At 68.2% G+C, this 18,708-nt stretch carries 18 protein-coding genes; 15 read left to right on the top strand and 3 right to left on the bottom strand.

Going from position 1 to position 18,708, the window contains the following annotated elements:
- The first annotated feature begins 117 nt into the window (after positions 1-117).
- Entirely contained in the window at positions 118-1,149 is a 1,032-nt protein-coding gene (locus tag D6850_RS09450; RefSeq protein ID WP_121166177.1) for a pyridoxal-phosphate dependent enzyme, read from the top strand.
- The gene (locus tag D6850_RS09455; RefSeq protein WP_121166179.1) at positions 1,146-2,276 is read left to right on the top strand and encodes a M24 family metallopeptidase; all 1,131 of its coding nucleotides are present in this window, start codon (positions 1,146-1,148) and stop codon (positions 2,274-2,276) included. Before D6850_RS09450 ends, D6850_RS09455 begins: the two co-directional genes overlap by 4 nt.
- Before the next feature lie 68 nt (positions 2,277-2,344).
- Here the strand turns inward: D6850_RS09455 and mazG are convergent, their stop codons facing one another.
- Positions 2,345-3,154, bottom strand: a complete 810-nt coding sequence (gene mazG, locus D6850_RS09460; RefSeq protein WP_121166181.1) for a nucleoside triphosphate pyrophosphohydrolase — start codon at positions 3,152-3,154, stop codon at positions 2,345-2,347.
- A 121-nt stretch (positions 3,155-3,275) separates the two neighbouring features.
- Here mazG and speB point away from each other — a divergent pair, with 121 nt between their 5' ends.
- Complete coding sequence (gene speB, locus D6850_RS09465; RefSeq protein ID WP_121166183.1) at positions 3,276-4,241, top strand: agmatinase; 966 nt, start codon at positions 3,276-3,278, stop codon at positions 4,239-4,241.
- Positions 4,242-4,288: 47 nt separating this feature from the next.
- The gene (locus D6850_RS09470; RefSeq protein WP_121166185.1) at positions 4,289-4,708 is read left to right on the top strand and encodes a DUF1499 domain-containing protein; all 420 of its coding nucleotides are present in this window, start codon (positions 4,289-4,291) and stop codon (positions 4,706-4,708) included.
- On the opposite strand, the gene D6850_RS09475 is transcribed toward D6850_RS09470, so the two are convergent.
- Positions 4,649-4,933: a hypothetical protein gene (locus tag D6850_RS09475; protein ID WP_121166187.1), complete on the bottom strand. Its 285-nt coding sequence runs from the start codon at positions 4,931-4,933 to the stop codon at positions 4,649-4,651. The two genes, D6850_RS09470 and D6850_RS09475, sit on opposite strands and share 60 nt — an antisense overlap.
- 73 nt (positions 4,934-5,006) lie before the next feature.
- Between D6850_RS09475 and prfA the strand changes: the two genes are divergently transcribed.
- The 3 genes from prfA (at position 5,007) to D6850_RS09490 (ending at position 7,640) form a co-directional block, all read left to right on the top strand.
- Positions 5,007-6,056 (top strand): peptide chain release factor 1, encoded by a 1,050-nt coding sequence (gene prfA / locus D6850_RS09480; protein ID WP_121166189.1) that lies wholly within the window; start codon positions 5,007-5,009, stop codon positions 6,054-6,056.
- A complete protein-coding gene (gene prmC / locus D6850_RS09485) occupies positions 6,053-6,859 on the top strand; it encodes a peptide chain release factor N(5)-glutamine methyltransferase (protein ID WP_121166191.1) in 807 nt (268 codons plus the stop codon). The genes prfA and prmC overlap by 4 nt, the downstream gene beginning before the upstream one ends.
- Before the next feature lie 241 nt (positions 6,860-7,100).
- On the top strand, positions 7,101-7,640 hold the full coding sequence (locus D6850_RS09490) for a DUF4167 domain-containing protein (RefSeq protein WP_121166193.1): 540 nt from the start codon (positions 7,101-7,103) through the stop codon (positions 7,638-7,640).
- A 369-nt stretch (positions 7,641-8,009) separates the two neighbouring features.
- Here D6850_RS09490 and D6850_RS09495 read toward each other — a convergent pair whose 3' ends face one another.
- On the bottom strand, positions 8,010-8,903 hold the full coding sequence (locus D6850_RS09495) for a LysR family transcriptional regulator (RefSeq protein ID WP_121166897.1): 894 nt from the start codon (positions 8,901-8,903) through the stop codon (positions 8,010-8,012).
- Positions 8,904-9,073: 170 nt separating this feature from the next.
- Here D6850_RS09495 and D6850_RS09500 point away from each other — a divergent pair, with 170 nt between their 5' ends.
- The 8 genes from D6850_RS09500 (at position 9,074) to D6850_RS09535 (ending at position 18,668) form a co-directional block, all read left to right on the top strand.
- The gene (locus tag D6850_RS09500) at positions 9,074-12,493 is read left to right on the top strand and encodes an indolepyruvate ferredoxin oxidoreductase family protein (protein WP_121166195.1); all 3,420 of its coding nucleotides are present in this window, start codon (positions 9,074-9,076) and stop codon (positions 12,491-12,493) included.
- A gap of 82 nt (positions 12,494-12,575) precedes the next feature.
- Positions 12,576-13,388, top strand: coding sequence for a glutamate racemase (locus D6850_RS09505; RefSeq protein WP_121166197.1), 813 nt, complete (start codon positions 12,576-12,578; stop codon positions 13,386-13,388).
- 74 nt (positions 13,389-13,462) lie between these two features.
- Complete coding sequence (gene argC, locus D6850_RS09510; RefSeq protein ID WP_121166199.1) at positions 13,463-14,491, top strand: N-acetyl-gamma-glutamyl-phosphate reductase; 1,029 nt, start codon at positions 13,463-13,465, stop codon at positions 14,489-14,491.
- Positions 14,492-14,508: 17 nt separating this feature from the next.
- Positions 14,509-14,958: a cytochrome c maturation protein CcmE gene (ccmE, locus tag D6850_RS09515; protein ID WP_121166201.1), complete on the top strand. Its 450-nt coding sequence runs from the start codon at positions 14,509-14,511 to the stop codon at positions 14,956-14,958.
- Between the two features lie 69 nt (positions 14,959-15,027).
- Entirely contained in the window at positions 15,028-15,639 is a 612-nt protein-coding gene (locus tag D6850_RS09520; RefSeq protein ID WP_121166203.1) for a holin-associated N-acetylmuramidase, read from the top strand.
- Positions 15,630-16,172 (top strand): holin family protein, encoded by a 543-nt coding sequence (locus D6850_RS09525; protein WP_121166205.1) that lies wholly within the window; start codon positions 15,630-15,632, stop codon positions 16,170-16,172. Before D6850_RS09520 ends, D6850_RS09525 begins: the two co-directional genes overlap by 10 nt.
- Before the next feature lie 79 nt (positions 16,173-16,251).
- Positions 16,252-18,219, top strand: coding sequence for a heme lyase CcmF/NrfE family subunit (locus D6850_RS09530; protein WP_121166207.1), 1,968 nt, complete (start codon positions 16,252-16,254; stop codon positions 18,217-18,219).
- Entirely contained in the window at positions 18,216-18,668 is a 453-nt protein-coding gene (locus D6850_RS09535) for a cytochrome c-type biogenesis protein (protein ID WP_121166209.1), read from the top strand. The genes D6850_RS09530 and D6850_RS09535 overlap by 4 nt, the downstream gene beginning before the upstream one ends.
- The last annotated feature ends 40 nt before the right edge of the window (positions 18,669-18,708 follow it).

Consider the following 18,708-nt stretch of genomic DNA (forward strand, 5'->3'; position numbering starts at 1 on the left):
GGGCGCTGTCGGCCTTCCTTTAGGCGATCCCGGCCCAAGGGGGAAGGGGGCGGGCGCGACGGGGTTGACCGTGCGCGCGATGACGGGTCCTATGACGCGCAAACCGGCGGAGGGGACATGCAGATATTCGATAATCCGTGGCGCGGGCAGGGGCTTGACTGCGATGAACTTGCCGGCGTCCCGGCGCCGAGCGTCGACGTCGACGCGCCCCGCGCGCTGCTGGAACGCTGCCCCACGGCCGCGCGCACGCCGCTTTGCGAGGTGACGGGCTTCGGTGCGCGCGTCTGGGCCAAGGACGAGCGGGGGCGCATGGGGCTTGGCAGTTTCAAGGCGCTGGGCGCGGCCTACGTGATCGCGCACGAGGCGGCGGCGACCGGGGCGGGCGACCTCTCGGACGCGCTTGCCGGGCGCTGCTATGTCACGGCGAGCGCGGGCAATCACGGGCTGTCGCTCGCCGCGGGCGCCGCGCTTTTCGGGGCGCGGGGGGTGGTTTACCTGTCCGACACGGTGCCTGACGCCTTCGCGCAGAAGCTGCGGGCGAAGGGCGCCGAGGTGGTGCGCGCCGGGCGCGACTACGAGGAAAGCATGGACGCGGCGATGGAAACCGCGCAGGCGAAGGGCTGGACGCTTCTGTCGGACAGTTCGTGGGAGGGTTATACCGAACTGCCGCACCGGCTCATGGAGGGATACCTCGTGATGGCCGCCGAGGCCGCGGAGGACATGCCCGAGCCGCCCACGCATATCATGCTCCAGGCCGGGGTCGGCGGGCTGGCCGGGGCCGCCGCCGCGTATTTCCGCGCCGCCTGGGGGGACGCGCCGCGCATCGTCGTGGTCGAGCCGGACGCGGCCCCCGCGCTGCAGGCCAGCATCGAGGCGGGGCGCCCTGTGCACACCACGGGGCCGGTGTCGAACATGGGGCGGCTCGACTGCAAGGCGCCCTCGCTCATCGCGCTCAAGGGTCTGGCGCGCGACGCCGACGCCTTTGCGCTGATCTCCGACAGGGAGGCCGAGGCGGTGCTGCCCGACCTTGCCGCGCAAGGGCTGGCGAGCACGCCCTCGGGGGCGGCTGGGCTGGCGGCGCTCGGGGGCATGGAGCTTTGCCCCGAGGCCCGCGTGCTCTGCATCCTCAGCGAAGAGGCGGGCGGATGACGCGCGGATTCGCGCGCGCTGAATACGAGGCCCGCGTCGCAGCGGCGCAGGCGCGGATGGACGCCACCGGGCTGGCCGCGATCCTGCTCACGACCGAGGCCGACCTGCGCTATTTCTCGGGCTTCCTCACCCGGTTCTGGGAAAGCCCGAGCCGACCGTGGTTCCTGGTCCTCCCCGTTTCGGGCGCGCCCAGGGCGGTGATTCCGTCGATCGGCGCGGCCTTGATGGCGAAGACATGGATCGACGATATCCGCACATGGCCCGCACCCGCGCCGCAGGATGACGGCATAAGCCTGCTGGCCGAGGCCCTGCGCGAGACGGGCGGCCCCGTCGGTCTGCCGATGGGGCGCGAAAGCCACCTGCGGATGCCGCTTGACGATTTCGCGCTGCTGAAAGAGGCCAGCGGGCTGCACTTCACCGATGATCGCGGCATCGTGCGCGACCTGCGCGCGATCAAGTCCGAGGCCGAGATCGCGAAGATCGCCGAGACCTGCGCCATCGCCGGGCGCGCCTTTGACCGCGTGCCGGAGATCGCGCGCCCGGGCGCGCCGCTGTCGCGCGTGTTTCGCGATTTCCAGCGGCTGCTGCTCGAGGAGGGGGCGGATTGGGTGCCTTATCTTGCCGGTGGAGCAGGGCCGGGCGGCTACGGCGACGTGATCTCGCCGGCGACGGACGCGCCGCTCGCTTCGGGCGACGTGCTGATGCTGGATACCGGCGCGGTGCGCGACGGGTATTTCTGCGACTACGACCGCAATTTCGCGCTGGGCGCGGTCGGCGCGGAGGCGCGGGACGCCCATCTGCGGCTGATCGAGGCCACGGCGGCGGGCGAAGCGGCAGCGCGCCCCGGCGCGCGCGCCTGCGATGTGTATGATTCGATGGCGAAAATCACCGGCGGCGGCGAGGGCGCGGGACGGCTGGGCCACGGACTGGGCATGCAGCTGACCGAGGGGCTGTCGCTGATGGCGGGGGACGACACGGTGCTGCGGGAGGGCATGGTCATCACGCTGGAGCCGGGGGTCGCGCTCGGCCCCGGGCGGATCATGGTCCACGAGGAGAACATCGTGATCCGCAAGGGCGCGCCGGAGCGGCTGACGCGATTCGCGGGGTCGGAGATGGTCGAACTATGACGGGGCGGCAGAAAATTCACTGAATTTTCTGCGCAAAAGTCTTCGAGGAAGACTTTTGGCGCGGGATGTCAGGCGGATTTCTCTTCGGCCTTGGCGCGGTTCCAGAGCGCGTCCATCTCGGCCAGGTCCGACTCCGCCGGCGTGCGGCCCTGTGCGGCCAGCAGCGCCTCGATGCGCTCGAAGCGGCGGGTGAACTTGGCGTTGGCGCGGCGCAGCGCCGCCTCGGGATCGACCTTCATGTGCCGCGCGAGATTGGCCATGACAAAGAGCAGGTCGCCGAATTCCTCCTCGATATGTCTAGACATATTCGCCTCGCGCAGCTCCCGCGCCTCTTCCACCAGCTTGTCGAGCACCTGGCCGCTCTCGGGCCAGTCAAAGCCCACCCGCGCGGCGCGTTTCTGCAACTTGACCGCGCGCATCAGCGCCGGCAGGCCGAGCGCCACGCCGTCCAGCGTTCCCGTCTCGGCGGCGGCGGCGCGCTCGGCGGCCTTGACCGCCTCCCAGTCGCGGGTCTGCTGCTCGGCCGACTTGTCGCGGCTCTCGTCGCCGAAGACGTGCGGATGACGCGCGACCATCTTGTCCGAGATCGCGTTCGCCACGTCGTCGAAGCCGAACAGCCCGTGATCGTCCGCGATCTGCGCGTGGAACACCACCTGCAACAACAGATCGCCCAGTTCGCCCCGCAGATCGTCCCAGGCGGCGCGCTCGATCGCGTCGGCGACCTCGTAGGCCTCCTCGATCGTGTAGGGGGCGATGCTGGCGAAGTCCTGCTCGATGTCCCAGGGGCAGCCGGTCTCGGGGTCGCGCAGGGCGCGCATGATGGCGCGCAGGCGGGTCAGGCCGTCCGCGGCGCTATCGGTGGGCTGGTCATCTGGCATTGCGCGGGGTCCGTCTTTGGGGTTGAGTGCACCGTGATGGCAAAGCGGACCGGAGTCCAGCCGCGCAGGCGGGACCGCCGCGGCGCGGGTAAATCGAAAGACATGGGGAAGGAAACGGAGAATGGCGCTCAAGGATGCAGGCAACCAGGTCGACGAGGCGTTTACCCGCAAGGGTCTGCGCGGCAAGAGCTATGAGAACGCATTCGCCGGGGCGACGTCGTTCCTGCGGCGGCGTTACACCAAGGACCTGGCGGGCGTCGACATCGCCGTGACCGGCGTGCCTTTCGATCAGGCGGTGACCAATCGCAGCGGCACCCGCCTTGGGCCGCGCGCGATCCGCGAGGCGAGCACGCTTCAGACCAGCGACACGCCCTATGGCTGGGGCTATGACGCGATGGAGGTGCTGGATATCATCGACTATGGCGACATGGCCTTCGACTACGCGATGGTGCCCGAGTTTCCGGGGCTGCTGAGCGAGCATATCCGCACGATCCTGGCGGCGGACGTCGCCAGCGTCGTGCTGGGCGGGGATCACTACATCAGCTACCCGATCCTGCGCGCATATGCCGAGAAATACGGGCCAATGGCGCTGTTGCAGTTCGATGCGCATACCGACACCTGGGCCGATGACGACATGGACCGGATCGATCACGGGACGATGTTCTACAAGGCGATCAAGCAGGGGCTTGTGGACCCGGCGCGCTCGGTCCAGGTGGGGATCCGCACGACGGTGCCCGATCCGATGGGCGTGACGATCATCGACGCGCGCGAGGTGCACGAGGCCGGGCCGGCGGAGACGGCGAAGAAGATCCGCGGCATCCTCGGCGATGCGCCGACCTATCTGAGCTTTGACATCGACGCGCTCGACCCCGGGTTCGCGCCGGGCACCGGCACGCCGGTCTGGGGCGGGCTGAGCAGCGGGCAGGCGGCGATCATGCTGCGCGACCTCGCCGGGATCAACATCAAGGGGGGTGATATCGTCGAGGTCTCGCCGCCCTTCGACAGCACCGGCGCCACGGCGGTGGCGGGGGCGCATGTGGCGACGGCGCTGATCTGCCTGCTGGGGTGGGACAAGCGCGACCGGTAGCGCCCGCCGCGGGCGGCGGGATCCGAGTATTTGGGGAACTTTGAAAGATGAGCTGGTTTGGCTGGGCCGGGATCGTCATCTGCGCGGGGATCGCGCTGGTCGCGCTCTGGGTGCGGCTTGCGCCGAGCGATCCGGCGCGCTGGCACACGATGCCGGAGGTGGAGCGCGACGCGGACCTGCCGGGGGGCGCCATGCGGGTGATCGGCGCCGGGCCGGAGGGGCTGGCGCGGCTTGACCGGATCATCCGCGCCACGGCGCGCACGGATGCGCTGGCGGGGTCGGTCGGCGAGGGGATGGTGACCTACGTGACGCGCTCACGCGTGTTCGGCTTTCCGGACTACACCACGGTGCGGCAGGAGGGGCAGCGGATCGCCATATTCGGGCGGGCGCGGTTCGGCAAGTCCGACCTAGGAGTCAACGCCGCGCGCATCGATGGCTGGCTGGAGACGTTCGGGCAGCGCGGATGACAGGCAGCCGTCCGAGATCTTGCGCCACATCGGGACGTTGAGCGACATCTGGCACTGGGCCATGAAGGTCTTGCCGTCCACGTGCAGGCAGGTCATTTCGCCGATCTCCACCCGCGCGCCGGATTTGTCGGTGCAATAGCACTCGACGGTCTTGCCGCCGATGGTCGCGTCGGCGGACGCCGGCGCGGCAATGGCGGCGAGAAGCGCGAGCAGAATGGCTGTCATGCCTTTCATGGGCGCCATGATAGCACGCCAAGCGGTCTTGACCAATTGGTGATGATGGGGGACACCGCGGCGCATGGTTCCGATGGACAGGCTTCAGCAGATCGTCGAGCGGTTCGAGTTTCTCGAGGCGAAGATGGCGCAGGGCGGCGGTGACGATATCGCGTCGCTTGGGCGCGAATACGCCGAACTGCGCCCGGTGGTCGAAGAGGCGCGCGCCTACCGGCAGGTGCTGGCCGATATCGAGACCGCCGAGGCGATGCTCGCCGATCCCGAGATGAAGGCGCTGGCGCTAGACGAATTGGAGGAACTGCGTGCGCGGCTGCCCGGCATGGAGGCGGCGCTGCAACTGGCGCTGTTGCCGCGCGACGCGGCGGATGCGCGCCCCGCCATCATCGAAATCCGCCCCGGCACGGGGGGCGAGGAGGCGGCGCTGTTCGCCGGGGACCTCGCGCGGATGTACCAGCGCTACGCCGAGGCGCGCGGCTGGAGCTTCGACATCGTCGAGGAACAGCAGAGCGAGCTGGGCGGCATCCGCGAGCTGGTGGCGCATGTGAAGGGGCAGGGCGTCTTTGCGCGGCTCAAGTTCGAGAGCGGCGTGCACCGCGTGCAGCGCGTGCCCGAGACCGAGAGCGGCGGGCGCATCCACACCTCGGCGGCGACGGTTGCAGTGCTGCCCGAGGCCGAGGACGTGGAGGTGAAGATCGACGCCAATGACCTGCGGATCGACACGATGCGCAGCTCGGGCGCGGGGGGGCAGCATGTCAACACCACCGATTCGGCGGTGCGGATCACCCACCTGCCCAGCGGGATCGTCGTCACGAGTTCCGAGAAATCCCAGCACCGCAACCGCGAGATCGCCATGCAGGTGCTGAAATCGCGGCTGTTCGACCTGGAGCGCGGCCGCGCGGCGAGCGAACGCTCGGCCAGCCGGGCGGCGCAGGTGGGATCGGGGGATCGCTCCGAGCGAATCCGCACCTACAACTTTCCGCAGGGGCGCATGACGGACCACCGGATCAACCTGACGCTTTACAAGCTCGACCAGGTGATGGCGGGCGATCTCGACGAGGTGATCGACGCGCTGACGGCGGATGCGCAGGCGGCGATGCTGGCGGAACTGTCGTGAAGCTGCGCGACGCGATGCAGGACGCGCGCCGGCGGCTCGAACTGGTGGGCGTGCCGGACGCGGGGCGCGACGTCTCGGCCCTGCTCGACGCCGCCGGGGCGGGGGTAGAGGAGGACATGACGCCCGAGGTCGCCGCGCGCTTTGCCGCGATGGTGGAAAGCCGCCTGCGCCGTCGCCCCGTCAGCCAGATCATCGGGCGGCGCGCCTTCTGGATGCATGATTTCGAGGTGACGTCGGACGTGCTCGACCCGCGGCCGGAGACCGAAACGCTGGTCGATGCGGCCCGCGATACCGGCGCGGCGCGCGTGCTCGACCTTGGGACGGGGTCGGGCTGTATCGCCCTGTCGATCCTGCACGAATTGCCCGCCGCGCGCGCCGTGGCGACGGACCTCTCCGAGGCGGCGCTCGCCGTGGCGCGGCGCAATGCCGACCGGGTGGGCGTCGCCGACCGCGTGACGTTCCTGCGCTCGGACTGGTTTTCGGACGTCGACGGGCAGTTCGACCTGATCGTTTCAAATCCGCCCTACATCGCGGCGGCAGAGATGCCTGGCCTTGCGCCCGAGTTGCGCCATGAGCCGCGCATGGCGCTTACCGATGGCGCGGACGGGCTGTCGGCCTACCGCGCGCTGGCGCGCGGGGCGGGGGCGCACCTGGCGTCGGGCGGCTGGGTGATGCTGGAAATCGGGCATGCGCAGGGGGCGGACGTGACCGCGCTGTTGGAGGCGGCCGGGCTGCGCGACGTGACGATCCTGCCCGATCTCGACGGACGCGACCGGGTGGTGAGGGCGCGCAATCCCGGCTGAATCATGCTGATTCGCGCGATTCGGACGGCTGAAATGCGGAAAAATGACGAAAATGCCCGGTTTTCCCTTGCGACGCCGCGCCATGCGTGATTAGTGGAGATGTCAGCGCGGTGGATGCCCCCCGGGTGGTCCCGCACGACGCCAAGCCAAACATTGCCGCGATCCGGTTCCACAGTTTTCGGCGCATCGGGCGCCCCTCGGGTCAAACCACGGCACCAAGACAAGGCTGGACAGCATACATATGAGATCATCGAAGTCACGTTCGAGAAACAAGTCGAACCGCAACCGCTCGGGTTCCGTCGGCAACGTCGTCAATCGCGTGTTCGACAGCTCCGGCCCCGAGGGCAAGGTGCGCGGAACGCCGCAGCAGATCATCGAGAAATACAACCAGCTCGCCCGCGACGCGCAGCTTGGCAACGACCGCATCGCGGCCGAGAACTTTCAGCAGCATGCTGAGCACTACCTGCGTCTGCTCGGCGCCGCGCAGAAGGAACAGGACGCCCGCCGCGAGCAGCAGGAGCGCGAGAACCGCGACCGCCAGGCCGAGAAGGACCGCGAGCGCGCGCAGCGTCAGGAGCGTGAATCCAACGCGCCGAAAAGCGATCCGGCGGATGCGCCGCAGCCCGACATTGCCGACAAATCCGCCCCTGACGGCGATGCCGGACTGGTCGAGACGCCTGAAAGCCAGCCCCCCGAGAAACCCAAGCGCCCGCGCAAGCCCCGCCGCAAGCCGGACGCCGCCGAGAGCGAGGGGCCGAAGCCCTCGGAAACCGCGGAATAGCCGGGTTCCGGACGTAAGCCGTCGTGCGCCTGGCGTAAAGCTGGGCGGGCGCTGCATTGCACGGTAACCGTGCATTTTCGATCCAGTTACGACAATGTGGTGCGTGGGGACCTCGCGCGCCTGTGCGGCGTGAGTCGCGCGCAGCGAACTGCGCCCTGCGGACTTTGCCCGTGGCGAAGAAAAAAAGGCCGAGCACTAAGCTCGGCCATAGTCCAACAGGGAGGTATGAAGGTCGAACCGGCGTGCGGTGCGACCGTCATGAGGTGCACTTAGGCCCGCCCAATCCGCGGATCAAGGAGAATTAGCCACAAAGGCCAGCATGCCCGGTATGCGTTTTCTGCATGGCTAGGGGTTGGACCGCGTAAGTATTTATCTTCGCAGGGTTTTCCGGTAGGTAAAGATCTCGTCCTGGACAAAATCACGGAAGGCCGCGATGCGCTGGGATTGGCGTAATTCCTCGGGATAGGCGAGGAAAACCGGGACTTCGCTTGATTCCACCTCGGGTAGAATCCTGACGAGATTCGGGAAATCGTAGGTCAGGTAATCCGGCAGCACCCCGACGCCGAGATTGTTGAGCACGCCCTGAAGCACGCCGAAGTAGTTGTTGACGGTCAGCGTCGGGCGCACGTCGTTGGCCATCAGCTCCTGCACCAGCCGCGCCCCCGCGTTCACCTGTGCGGAGCTCGGGTTCTGGCAGATCAGGCGATGTTCGCTCATTTCCTCCATCGATTGCGGATAGCCGTAGCGGTCGAGATAGCCCTTGGAGGCGAACAGCCGCATGTGCACGCTCATCAGGCGTTTGCGGATCAGGTCGGCCTGGCTGGGTTCCTTCATGCGGATGGCGACGTCCGCCTCGCGCATGGGCAGGTCGAGCAGGCGTTCCTCCAGCATCAGGTCGATCTTGATATCGGGATATTTCTCGTAGAGCTGCGGCAGGCGCGGGGCCAGCCAGAGCGTGCCGAAGCCGATCGTGGTGGTGACGCGCAATTCGCCGAAGACGCCTTCCTCGCTGTCGCGGATCCGCGCGGTGGCGGCGTCCAGCCGCTTGAGCATCACGCGGGTCGCGTCGAACAGAAGTTCGCCCTGCTCGGTCAGGATCAGGCCGCGGGCGTGGCGGTGAAAGAGCGTGGCGTCGAGAGATTCCTCGAGCGAGCGGATCTGCCGCGAAACCGCGGATTGCGAAAGATTCAGGTAGTCGCCCGCATGGGTCAGCGATCCGGCATCCGCGACCGCGTGGAAAATCCGCAATTTGTCCCAATCCATGAAGGCAAAGTCCTGCTCAAATTCTTCCCCGTCCAGCGCATAGCAAAGTTTCACGTCAAAAGACACTGGCGATGCGCCCGGATGGGTTGAAAAAACGATTGATAGGTCATGTATTTTGACCTATACTGCGCCGTGTCAGTCCCTACATCCTATCCCAGGGAGGACATTGGATGACCCGGCAGACGATTTCGCTCAACGACCGTTTCGACCTCGGGAAGCGGCAGGTGCTGTTGAACGGCACGCAGGCGCTGGTGCGCTTGATGCTGATGCAGGCCGCGCGCGACCGTGCGGCGGGGCTGAACACGGCCGGTTTCGTCACCGGTTATCGCGGTTCGCCCTTGGGGGCGGTCGATTTGCAGATGCGCCGCGCGGAGAAGCTGCTGGCGGCGGCCAATGTCCGTTTCGAGGAAGGCCTGAACGAGGATCTGGCCGCGACCGCGCTCTGGGGCAGCCAGCAGGCGGAATTGCGCGGCGAGGGCAAGTATGACGGGGTTTTCGGCCTCTGGTATGGCAAGGGGCCGGGGGTGGACCGATCGGGCGACGTGATGCGCCACGCCAACATGGCCGGCACCAGCCAGCATGGCGGCGTCATCATGGCGATGGGTGACGACCACACCGGGGAGAGCAGCACGGTGCTGCACCAGTCGGAATGGGCGCTGGTCGACGCCTACATGCCGGTGGTGAGCCCGGCGGGCGTGCAGGAGATCCTTGACTACGGCATCTACGCCTACGCGCTCAGCCGGTTTTCCGGGCTCTGGGTGGGTCTCAAGACGATGAAGGACACGGTCGAGGCGACCTCGGTGGTCGATGGCTCCGTGGAGCGGATGCAGCTTGTCATGCCCGCGTTCGACATGCCCGAGGGCGGGCTCAATATCCGTCTGGGCGACACGCCGCACGCGCAGGAGACGCGGATCATTGACCACAAGCGGTTCGCCGCGGAGGCCTTTTCGCGCGCCAACGGCATGGACCGCCGCTTGCTGGGCAAACCGGGGGCGAAGATCGGGTTCGTCGCGGCGGGCAAGAACTGGCTCGACCTTATCCATGCGCTCGACCTGCTGGGCATCGACGCGGCCGAGGCCGAGCGGCTGGGCGTGACCGCGTACAAGGTCGGCCAGACCTTCCCGCTCGACATGAAGGGGTTTCACGACTGGGCCGAGGGGCTCGATCTGATCGTTGTGGTCGAGGAAAAGCGCAAGCTGATCGAGGTGCAGATCAAGGAGGCGATCTTTGACGACCGGCGCGGGCGGCGCGTCTTTGGCTGGTACAAGGGCGGCGCCGGCGGGATGCACCGCGAGGAACTGTTCCCGACGCGCGGCGCGCTCGACCCGGTGATGATCGCCGAGAAGCTTGGCGGGCTGCTGATCGAGGAGGGGCGCGGGACCGACCGCATCAAGGCGGGGCTGGCGAAGCTCGCCGAGGCGCGGCGCAACGACAACGCCGAGGAACTGGCGAGCCGTCTGCCCTATTTCTGCGCCGGCTGCCCGCACAACACCAGCACGAAGCTGCCCGATGGCAGTCGCGCCTATGCCGGGATCGGCTGTCACTACATGGTGCAATGGATGGACCGCGAGACCACCGGGTTCACCCATATGGGCGGCGAGGGCGCCAACTGGATCGGCGAGGCTCCGTTCTCCACCCGCGGGCACGTGTTCCAGAACCTCGGCGACGGCACCTACAACCATTCGGGCGTGCAGGCGATCCGCGCCGCGCTTGCCTCGGATGTGAACATCACCTTCAAGATCCTCTACAACGACGCCGTGGCCATGACCGGCGGGCAGCCCAACGAGGGCGGGCTGGACGCGCCGCGAATCGCGCGCGAACTGAAGGCGATGGGCGTGCGCGAGCTGGCCGTCGTCTATGACGAAAAGGAAGATGTCGACTTTGACGCCTTCCCGCAAGGCATTGAAATCAAGGAACGCTCCGAGCTGATGGACGTGCAGGGTCGTATGTCGGAGGTCAAGGGCGTCTCGGCCATCGTCTATATCCAGACCTGCGCCGCCGAGAAGCGCCGCCGCCGTAAGCGCGGGCTGTTTCCCGACCCGGACAAACGGGTGTTCATCAACACGGATGTCTGCGAGGGCTGCGGCGATTGCGGGGTGCAGTCGAACTGCGTCTCGATCGTGCCGGTCGAAACGGAACTGGGCCGCAAGCGGGCGATCGACCAGTCGTCGTGCAACAAGGATTACAGCTGCGTCAAGGGCTTCTGCCCGAGCTTCGTCACGCTGCACGGCGCGAAGATGCGCAAGGGCGCGACGACCGACCTCACGCTGCCCGACCTGCCCGCCCCTGACCTGCCGGTGATCGACGGTACGCATAACGTGGTCATCACCGGGGTCGGCGGCACCGGCGTCGTGACCATCGGCGCGGTGCTCGCACAGGCCGCGCAGATCGACGGCAAGGGCGCGGGCATGATGGAGATGGCCGGCCTCGCGCAAAAGGGCGGGGCGGTTCATATCCATTGCCGCATCTCCGAGGAACCGGGCGATATCAGCGCGATACGGGTCGCGACGGGCGAATGCGACGCGCTGATCGGCGGCGACCTGGTGGTGAGCGCGGGGGCGCGGACGCTGGGCCTCACCGCGCGCGGGCGCACGAGCGCCGTGATCAACAGCCACGAGATCATCACCGGCGATTTCACCCGCGACACCGAGTTCCGGCTGCCCGCCGACCGGCTGGCGCTGGCGCTGGAGTCGAGGCTGGGCGAGGCGGTGCAGCTTTTCGATGCGACCGAACTGGCGCGCGCGGTGATGGGGGATTCGATCTTTTCCAACATGATGATCTTCGGCGCCGCGTGGCAGCGCGGGCTGATCCCGCTGAGCCATGACTCCATCGCGGAGGCGATCACGCTGAACGGCGCCGCGGTCGAGAAGAACCTGCGCGCGTTCGAGGTAGGCCGTTGGGCGGCGCTTCACCCCGAAGAGGCCGCGCGCGTGTCCGCGCCGAACGTGGTCGAGTTGCCGAAGTCGCTGGAGGAGCGCATCGCGTTTCGCGCCGATCAACTGGTCGCCTATCAGGGCGAGCGGCTGGCGAAACGCTATCGCGCACTGGTGGACGACATCGAGGATGCGGGCGTGCGCGAGGCGGTCGCGCTGGGGTATCACAAGCTTCTGTCCTACAAGGACGAATACGAAGTCGCGCGCCTGCTGCTCGACACGCGGGACAAGGCGCGCGCGGAGTTCGAGGGCGACTTCGACATGCGCTTTCACCTCGCGCCGCCGTTTCTGGCGCGCAAGGGCGCAGACGGGCGGCCGCAGAAACGCGAGTTCGGCGCCTGGATGGAGCGTCCGATGCGTCTGCTGGCCAAACTCAAGGGGCTGCGCGGCACGCCGTTCGATCCTTTCGGCTACAGCGCCGAGCGGCGGATGGAGCGCGCCCTGATCACGCAGTACGAGGCCGACATGCGCGAGGTGCTGCCGCTGCTGACGGACCAGACGCGCGACCTGATCATCGCGCTTGCCGAACTGCCGCTCTCGATCCGGGGTTTCGGGCCGGTCAAGGCCGCGAATGAGGCCAAGGCGGCCAAGACGCGCGAAAGCCTGCTGAGCGCGATCCGCGCGGGTGGCGACGGGGTCGCGCAGGCGGCGCAATAGCGCCCGGCGCGCGAAATCCGCGATGGAAATCCCCCGCGGGGCGGCGTAAGAGCGGGGCATCGGCGGATCACGGGGACAGGCGATGGCGGTTGGCGTATTCGACAGCGGTTTGGGCGGGCTGACGGTGCTCGATTCGGTGCAGGCGCGGCTGCCCGAGGTGGATTTCATCTATCTCGGGGACAACGCCAACGCGCCATACGGCGTGCGTCCGGCGGACGATGTGACCGCGCTCACCCGCGCGGGGGTCGAGCGGCTCTGGGACATGGGCTGCGACCTGGTGGTGCTGGCCTGCAACACCGCCTCGGCCGCCGCGCTGCGCCGGATACAGGAGGGCGGCGTGCCGCAGGGCAAGCGCGTGCTGGGCGTCTTCGTGCCGCTGATCGAGGCGCTGACCGAACGGCAATGGGGCGACAATTCGCCGCCGCGCGAGGTGGAGGTCAAGCATGTCGCGCTCTTCGCCACGCCCGCCACGGTGATGAGCCGCGCCTTCCAGCGCGAACTGGCCTTCCGCGCCATCGGCGTCGATGTCGAGGCGCAGTCCTGCGGCGGCGTGGTGGACGCCATCGAGGAGGGCGACATGATCCTCGCCGAAGCATTGGTGCGCAGCCATGTCGACGCGCTCAGGCGCAAGATGCCGCAGCCCGAGGCGGCGGTACTGGGTTGCACGCATTACCCGCTGTTGCAGGAGGCGTTCCAGCAGGCGCTGGGGCCGGAGGTGCGCGTGTTCAGCCAGGCGGCGCTGGTCGCCGAGAGCCTTGCGGATTACCTGACGCGCCATCCGGGCATGACCGGGGAGGCGGGCGGGAGCGCCTATCTCACCACGGGCGAGCCGAAGCGCGTGTCGGACCGAGCGACGCAGTTCATGCGCCGCCCGATCGCGTTCGAGGCGGCCTGAGCGCGCGCTCCTCGCGCCCTTGCGGGCGTTCGTCGTCTCGCCTAGAACCCGGTGCGTCAGACAGGGGAAGCCATATGACCCATTCCATCGCGATCCTCGGCGCCTCGGGCTATACCGGGGCGGAGCTTGTCCGGCTGATCGCCACGCATCCCTCGATGCGCATCGCGGCGCTGTCGGCCCATTCCAAGGCCGGGCAGCCGATGGCTCAGGCGTTCCCGCATCTGCGCCACCTCGACCTGCCGGACCTCGTGACCATCGAGGAGATCGATTTTTCCGGCATCGACCTCTGTTTCTGCGCGCTGCCGCACGCGACCAGCCAGGCGGTGATCCGCGATCTGCCGAAAACGCTGAAGATCGTGGACCTTTCCGCCGATTTCCGGCTGCGCGACCCGGAGGAATACGCGCGCTGGTATGGCGGCGCGCACGCCGCGCTCGATCAACAGGCCGAGGCGGTTTATGGGCTGACCGAGTTCTACCGCGAGCAGATTCGCGGCGCGCGGCTGGTGGCCGGGACCGGCTGCAACGCGGCGACCGGGCAATTCGCGCTGCGGCCTTTGATCGCAGGCGGGCTGATCGACCTCGACGACATCATCATCGACCTCAAGACCGGGGTGAGCGGGGCGGGGCGCAGCCTCAGGGAAAATTTGCTGCATGCGGAGTTGTCGGAAGGCGCGCACGCCTATGGCGTCGGCGGGACGCACCGGCACCTTGCGGAGTTCGACCAGGAGTTTTCGACCATTGCCGGGCGCGAGGTGAAAGTCCAGTTCACGCCGCATTTGTTGCCTGCAAACAGGGGGATACTGGCCACTGTTTACGTCAAGGGCGAGGCGAAGGACATTCACGCCGCGCTGATGGACGCCTACGCGGACGAGCCGTTCCTGCAGGTGCTGCCCTTCGGCCAGCATCCCAGCACGCGCCACGTGCGGGGCAGCAATTTCTGCCATATCGGCGTCTCGGGCGACCGCATCGAGGGGCGCGCCATCGTCATCGCGGCGCTCGACAACCTCACCAAGGGGTCGAGCGGGCAGGCCTTGCAGAACGCCAACCTGATGTTAGGTGAGGAGGAGACGGCGGGCCTGATGCTCGCGCCCGTCTTTCCCTGAGCTTTGCAGGCCGGCCGATGAAATCGCTCAAGAAAAAGCGCCGCATCCAGGTCATCGTCGTGGCGGCGGTCGCGCTGATCATGGCGACCTCGCTGATCGGTTACGCGATGCGCGACGGGATCAACCTGTTTCGCGCGCCCTCGGCCGTACTGGCCGAACCGCCCGGGCCGGCGGAGGTGTTCCGCATCGGCGGGCTGGTCGAGGAAGGCAGCCTGCGGCGCGGGCAGGGCGAGGTGGTGCGTTTCAGCGTGACCGATGGCGGCGGGTCCGTACCGGTGGAATACGCCGGCGTGCTGCCCGATCTCTTCGAGGAGGGGCAGGGCATGGTCGGGCTTGGCACCTATGACGGTCGGGTCTTCACCGCGACCGAGATCCTCGCCAAGCACGACGAGAGCTACATGCCCCGCGAAGTGACCGACGCGCTGAAGGACCAGGGCGTTTACCAGCCGCCTGCGGGCGATGGGTAAACGTCGGTTTAACCGCTGAGCGCCAGCCTGTTCCCTCGTCTTCCCCGAGGGTCGCAGAAAGGCCGCCGCATGAGAACCGTCGCAGATATCGCCAAGGAAATCGTCGCCCGCGAGGGCGGCTTCGTCAACGACCCGGACGATCCGGGCGGGGCGACCAATCATGGCGTCACCATCCATACGATGCGCCGGCTGGGGCTCGACCTCGACCGCGACGGGGACGTGGACGTGGCGGACGTGGCCGCGCTAAGCCCCGCGCAGGCCGAGGCGATCTTTGTGCGGCACTACTTCGAGCGGCCGCGCATCGGGGAGTTGCCCGCGGCCCTTCAGCCCAGCGTGTTCGACATGTATGTGAACGCGGGCGCGAACGCGGTGAAGATCCTGCAACGGCTGCTGCGCCAGATGGGACACGCCATCGCCGTCGACGGCGCGATCGGGCCGCAGACCATCGCCGCCGCCGAACAGGCCGCCGCGGTGGCGCCCGGCCACCTTGCCGACGCCTACGGAATCGCGCGGCGCAACTACTATTTCCGCCTTGCCGACCGCCGTCCGGCCAGCCGCAAATACGCCCGCACCCGCGCGGGCGGCAAGGGCGGCTGGATCAGGCGGGCCGAGGAGTTCATCGCGCCGCGCTATCACCTGAGCGCGGGCGAGTTCGCCGCGAGGGTCGCGCAATGGGGCTGATCGGGAAGCTGATGCAGGCGCTGTTCGGGTCGGGGCGCAACGTGGTGGCGGAAACCGCCGAGGTCTTTCGCGAGAACGCCGAAGCCGGCGCGCAGCGGCGCACGGATGAGCGCGCGCAGGCGCTGGCGCAGCACGCGGCCGAGTTCGCACGGGACGATCGCGGCGCCTTCGATCGCTTCATGGACGGGGTGAACCGCCTGCCGCGCCCGGCGCTGGCGCTGGGGACGCTGGGCCTGTTCGTGGCGGCGATGGTCGATCCGGTTTGGTTCTCCTCGCGGATGCAGGGGGTTGCGCTGGTGCCCGAGCCGCTCTGGTGGCTGCTGGGCGTGATCGTGTCCTTCTATTTCGGAGCGCGCCACCAGTTGAAGGGTCAGGAGTTCCGCCGCAGCATCGCCGGCACGCTGGCGCGCACGCCGCAGGTGATCGCCAATGTCGAGGCGCTGGACGCGCTGCGGAGCGAGGAGCCGGCCGCGCCCGCGCCGGCCGACGCCAATCCCGCGCTCGAGGACTGGCGGCGGGCCGCGCGCGGCTGATCCGCCCGCGACAAATTGTGACCGGGCCGCGCGTTGATTGCGATTGGCCCGAACGCGCGCGCGCCCTATAACGCAGGGCATGATTACCGAGCTTGGCCATTTCGCCCTGATCCTCGCGCTCTGCGTCGCATGCGTGCAGGCGGTGGTGCCGTTGATCGGGGCCGAGAGGCGCTGGCCCGGCTGGATGGCGCTTGCCGCCCCGGCGGCGAGCGCGCAGTTCCTGCTGGTTGCGGGCAGTTTCGCCGCGCTCACATGGGCCTTCGTCACCTCGGATTTCTCGCTTCGGCTGGTCACGCTCAACAGCCATTCGGCGAAACCGATGCTCTACAAGATCACCGGCGTCTGGGGCAACCACGAGGGCTCGATGCTGCTCTGGGTGCTGATCGTGACGCTGTTCGGCGCCTGCGTGGCGTGGTTCGGGGGCAACCTGCCGCCGGGGCTGCGGGCGCGGGTGCTGGCGGTGCAGGGCTGGATCGGCGCCGCGTTCCTGGGCTTTCTCATCTTCACGTCCAACCCGTTCCTGCGGCTGGCCGCGCCGCCCTTCGATGGGCAGGATCTCAACCCGCTGTTGCAGGATCCGGGGCTCGCCTTTCATCCGCCGTTCCTCTACCTCGGCTATGTCGGGCTTTCGATGACCTACAGTTTCGCCGTCGCGGCGCTGATCGAGGGGCGCGTGGACGCCGCCTGGGGGCGCTGGGTGCGGCCCTACACGCTCGCGGCGTGGATGTTCCTGACCGTGGGCATCGCGCTGGGGTCATGGTGGGCCTATTACGAGCTGGGCTGGGGCGGGTTCTGGTTCTGGGACCCCGTCGAGAACGCAAGCTTCATGCCCTGGCTGATCTCCGCCGCCCTGCTGCATTCCGCCGTGGTCGTGGAGAAGCGCGAGAGCCTCAAGAGCTGGACGATGCTGCTGGCGATCGTCGCCTTCGGCTTTTCGATGATCGGGGCTTTCATCACGCGCTCGGGCGTGCTGACCAGCGTACACGCCTTCGCCAACGATCCCGAACGGGGGGTGTTCCTGCTGGGGATCACCGCGTTCTTCATGATGGCGGGGCTCATGCTTTTCGCGGCGCGGGCCGGGGCGATGCAGGCGCGCGGGGTGTTTTCGCTCACCAGCCGCGAGTCCATGCTGGTGGTGAACAACCTGCTGCTGGGCGTGGCCTGTTTCATTGTCTTCATCGGCACCATCTGGCCGCTGATCGCGGAGATGTTCTTTGACCGCAAGCTGTCGGTCGGCGCGCCCTTCTTCAACATGGCGTTCACGCCCTTCATGGTTCTTATCGGGATCGTGTTGCCCGTCGGCGCGATGCTGCCGTGGAAGCGCGGCAGTATCGGGCGCGCGTTGCGCACGTTGACGCCGGCGCTGGCGCTGGCGGCGGCGGTGGGGCTGGTGGCCTGGGCGATGCAGACCGGGCGCAGCGCGCTGGGGCCGGTGGGTCTCATGCTCGGGACATGGTTGATCACGGGCGCGGCGCTCGACATCCTGTCGCGCGCCGGGCAGGCCAAGGATCGGCTGCGCCGGTTGCGCCGCCTGCCGCGCGCCGACTGGGGCAAGGCGTTTGCGCATGGCGGGCTTGGCGTCACCATGGCGGGGATCGCTGCCGTGATGGCCTGGCAGGTCGAGGATATCCGCGTCGCCAATCTCGGCGACAGCTTCGAGGTGGCGGGTTATACCGTCAGGCTGGACGACGTGCGCGAGGTGGAGGGGCCGAACTACATCTCGACGACGGGCGATTTCACGCTGGCAAAGGGGGGCAGCGTGATCGCGCGGATGCATCCCGAGAAACGCTTCTACCCCGTCGCGCGGATGCCCACGACCGAAGCGGCGATCAACAGCACCCCGTTGCGCGACGTCTACGTCGTGATCGGGGATGAGCAGGAGGGCGGCGGCTGGGCCGTGCGCACCTATGTCAAACCGCTGGCGGGATGGATCTGGGGCGGGGCGCTCCTGATGGCTCTTGGGGGGCTCTTGTCGCTCAGCGACCGGCGTTACCGCGTGGCGGCGGGCGCGCGGCGCGCGGCCCCGGCGGCGGTGGCCGCGGAATGAGGCGGCTCATCGCCCTGCTTTGCCTGCTGGCCGCGCCGGTCTTTGCGGTGCAGCCGGACGAGATGCTGGACGATCCCGCGCTCGAGGCGCGGGCGCGCGAGATTTCGAGCGGGCTGCGCTGCCTTGTCTGCCGCAACGAGAGCATCGACGATTCCAACGCCGCGCTGGCGCATGACCTGCGCGTGCTGGTGCGCGACCGGCTGCTGGCCGGTGACAGCGACGCCGAGGTGGTGGCGTTCATCGTCGACCGTTACGGGGAATACGTGCTGCTGAATCCCCGGATGGAGGGCAGCACGCTGGCGCTCTGGCTCGCCGGGCCCTTGATGCTGCTCTTGGGGGGCGGTTTCGCGTTCGCCTATCTGCGGCGCCGCGCCGGGGCGACGCCCGATCGCGCCGAGACGCTGAGCGAGGCCGAGGAAGCGCGCCTGCACGACATTCTGGACGGCTGACGCGGGGTTTTCCTTTCCCTGGCGGGCGATTTCGCGTCCT

The organism is Roseovarius spongiae (assembly GCF_003651245.1).
Lineage (GTDB): Bacteria > Pseudomonadota > Alphaproteobacteria > Rhodobacterales > Rhodobacteraceae > Roseovarius > Roseovarius spongiae.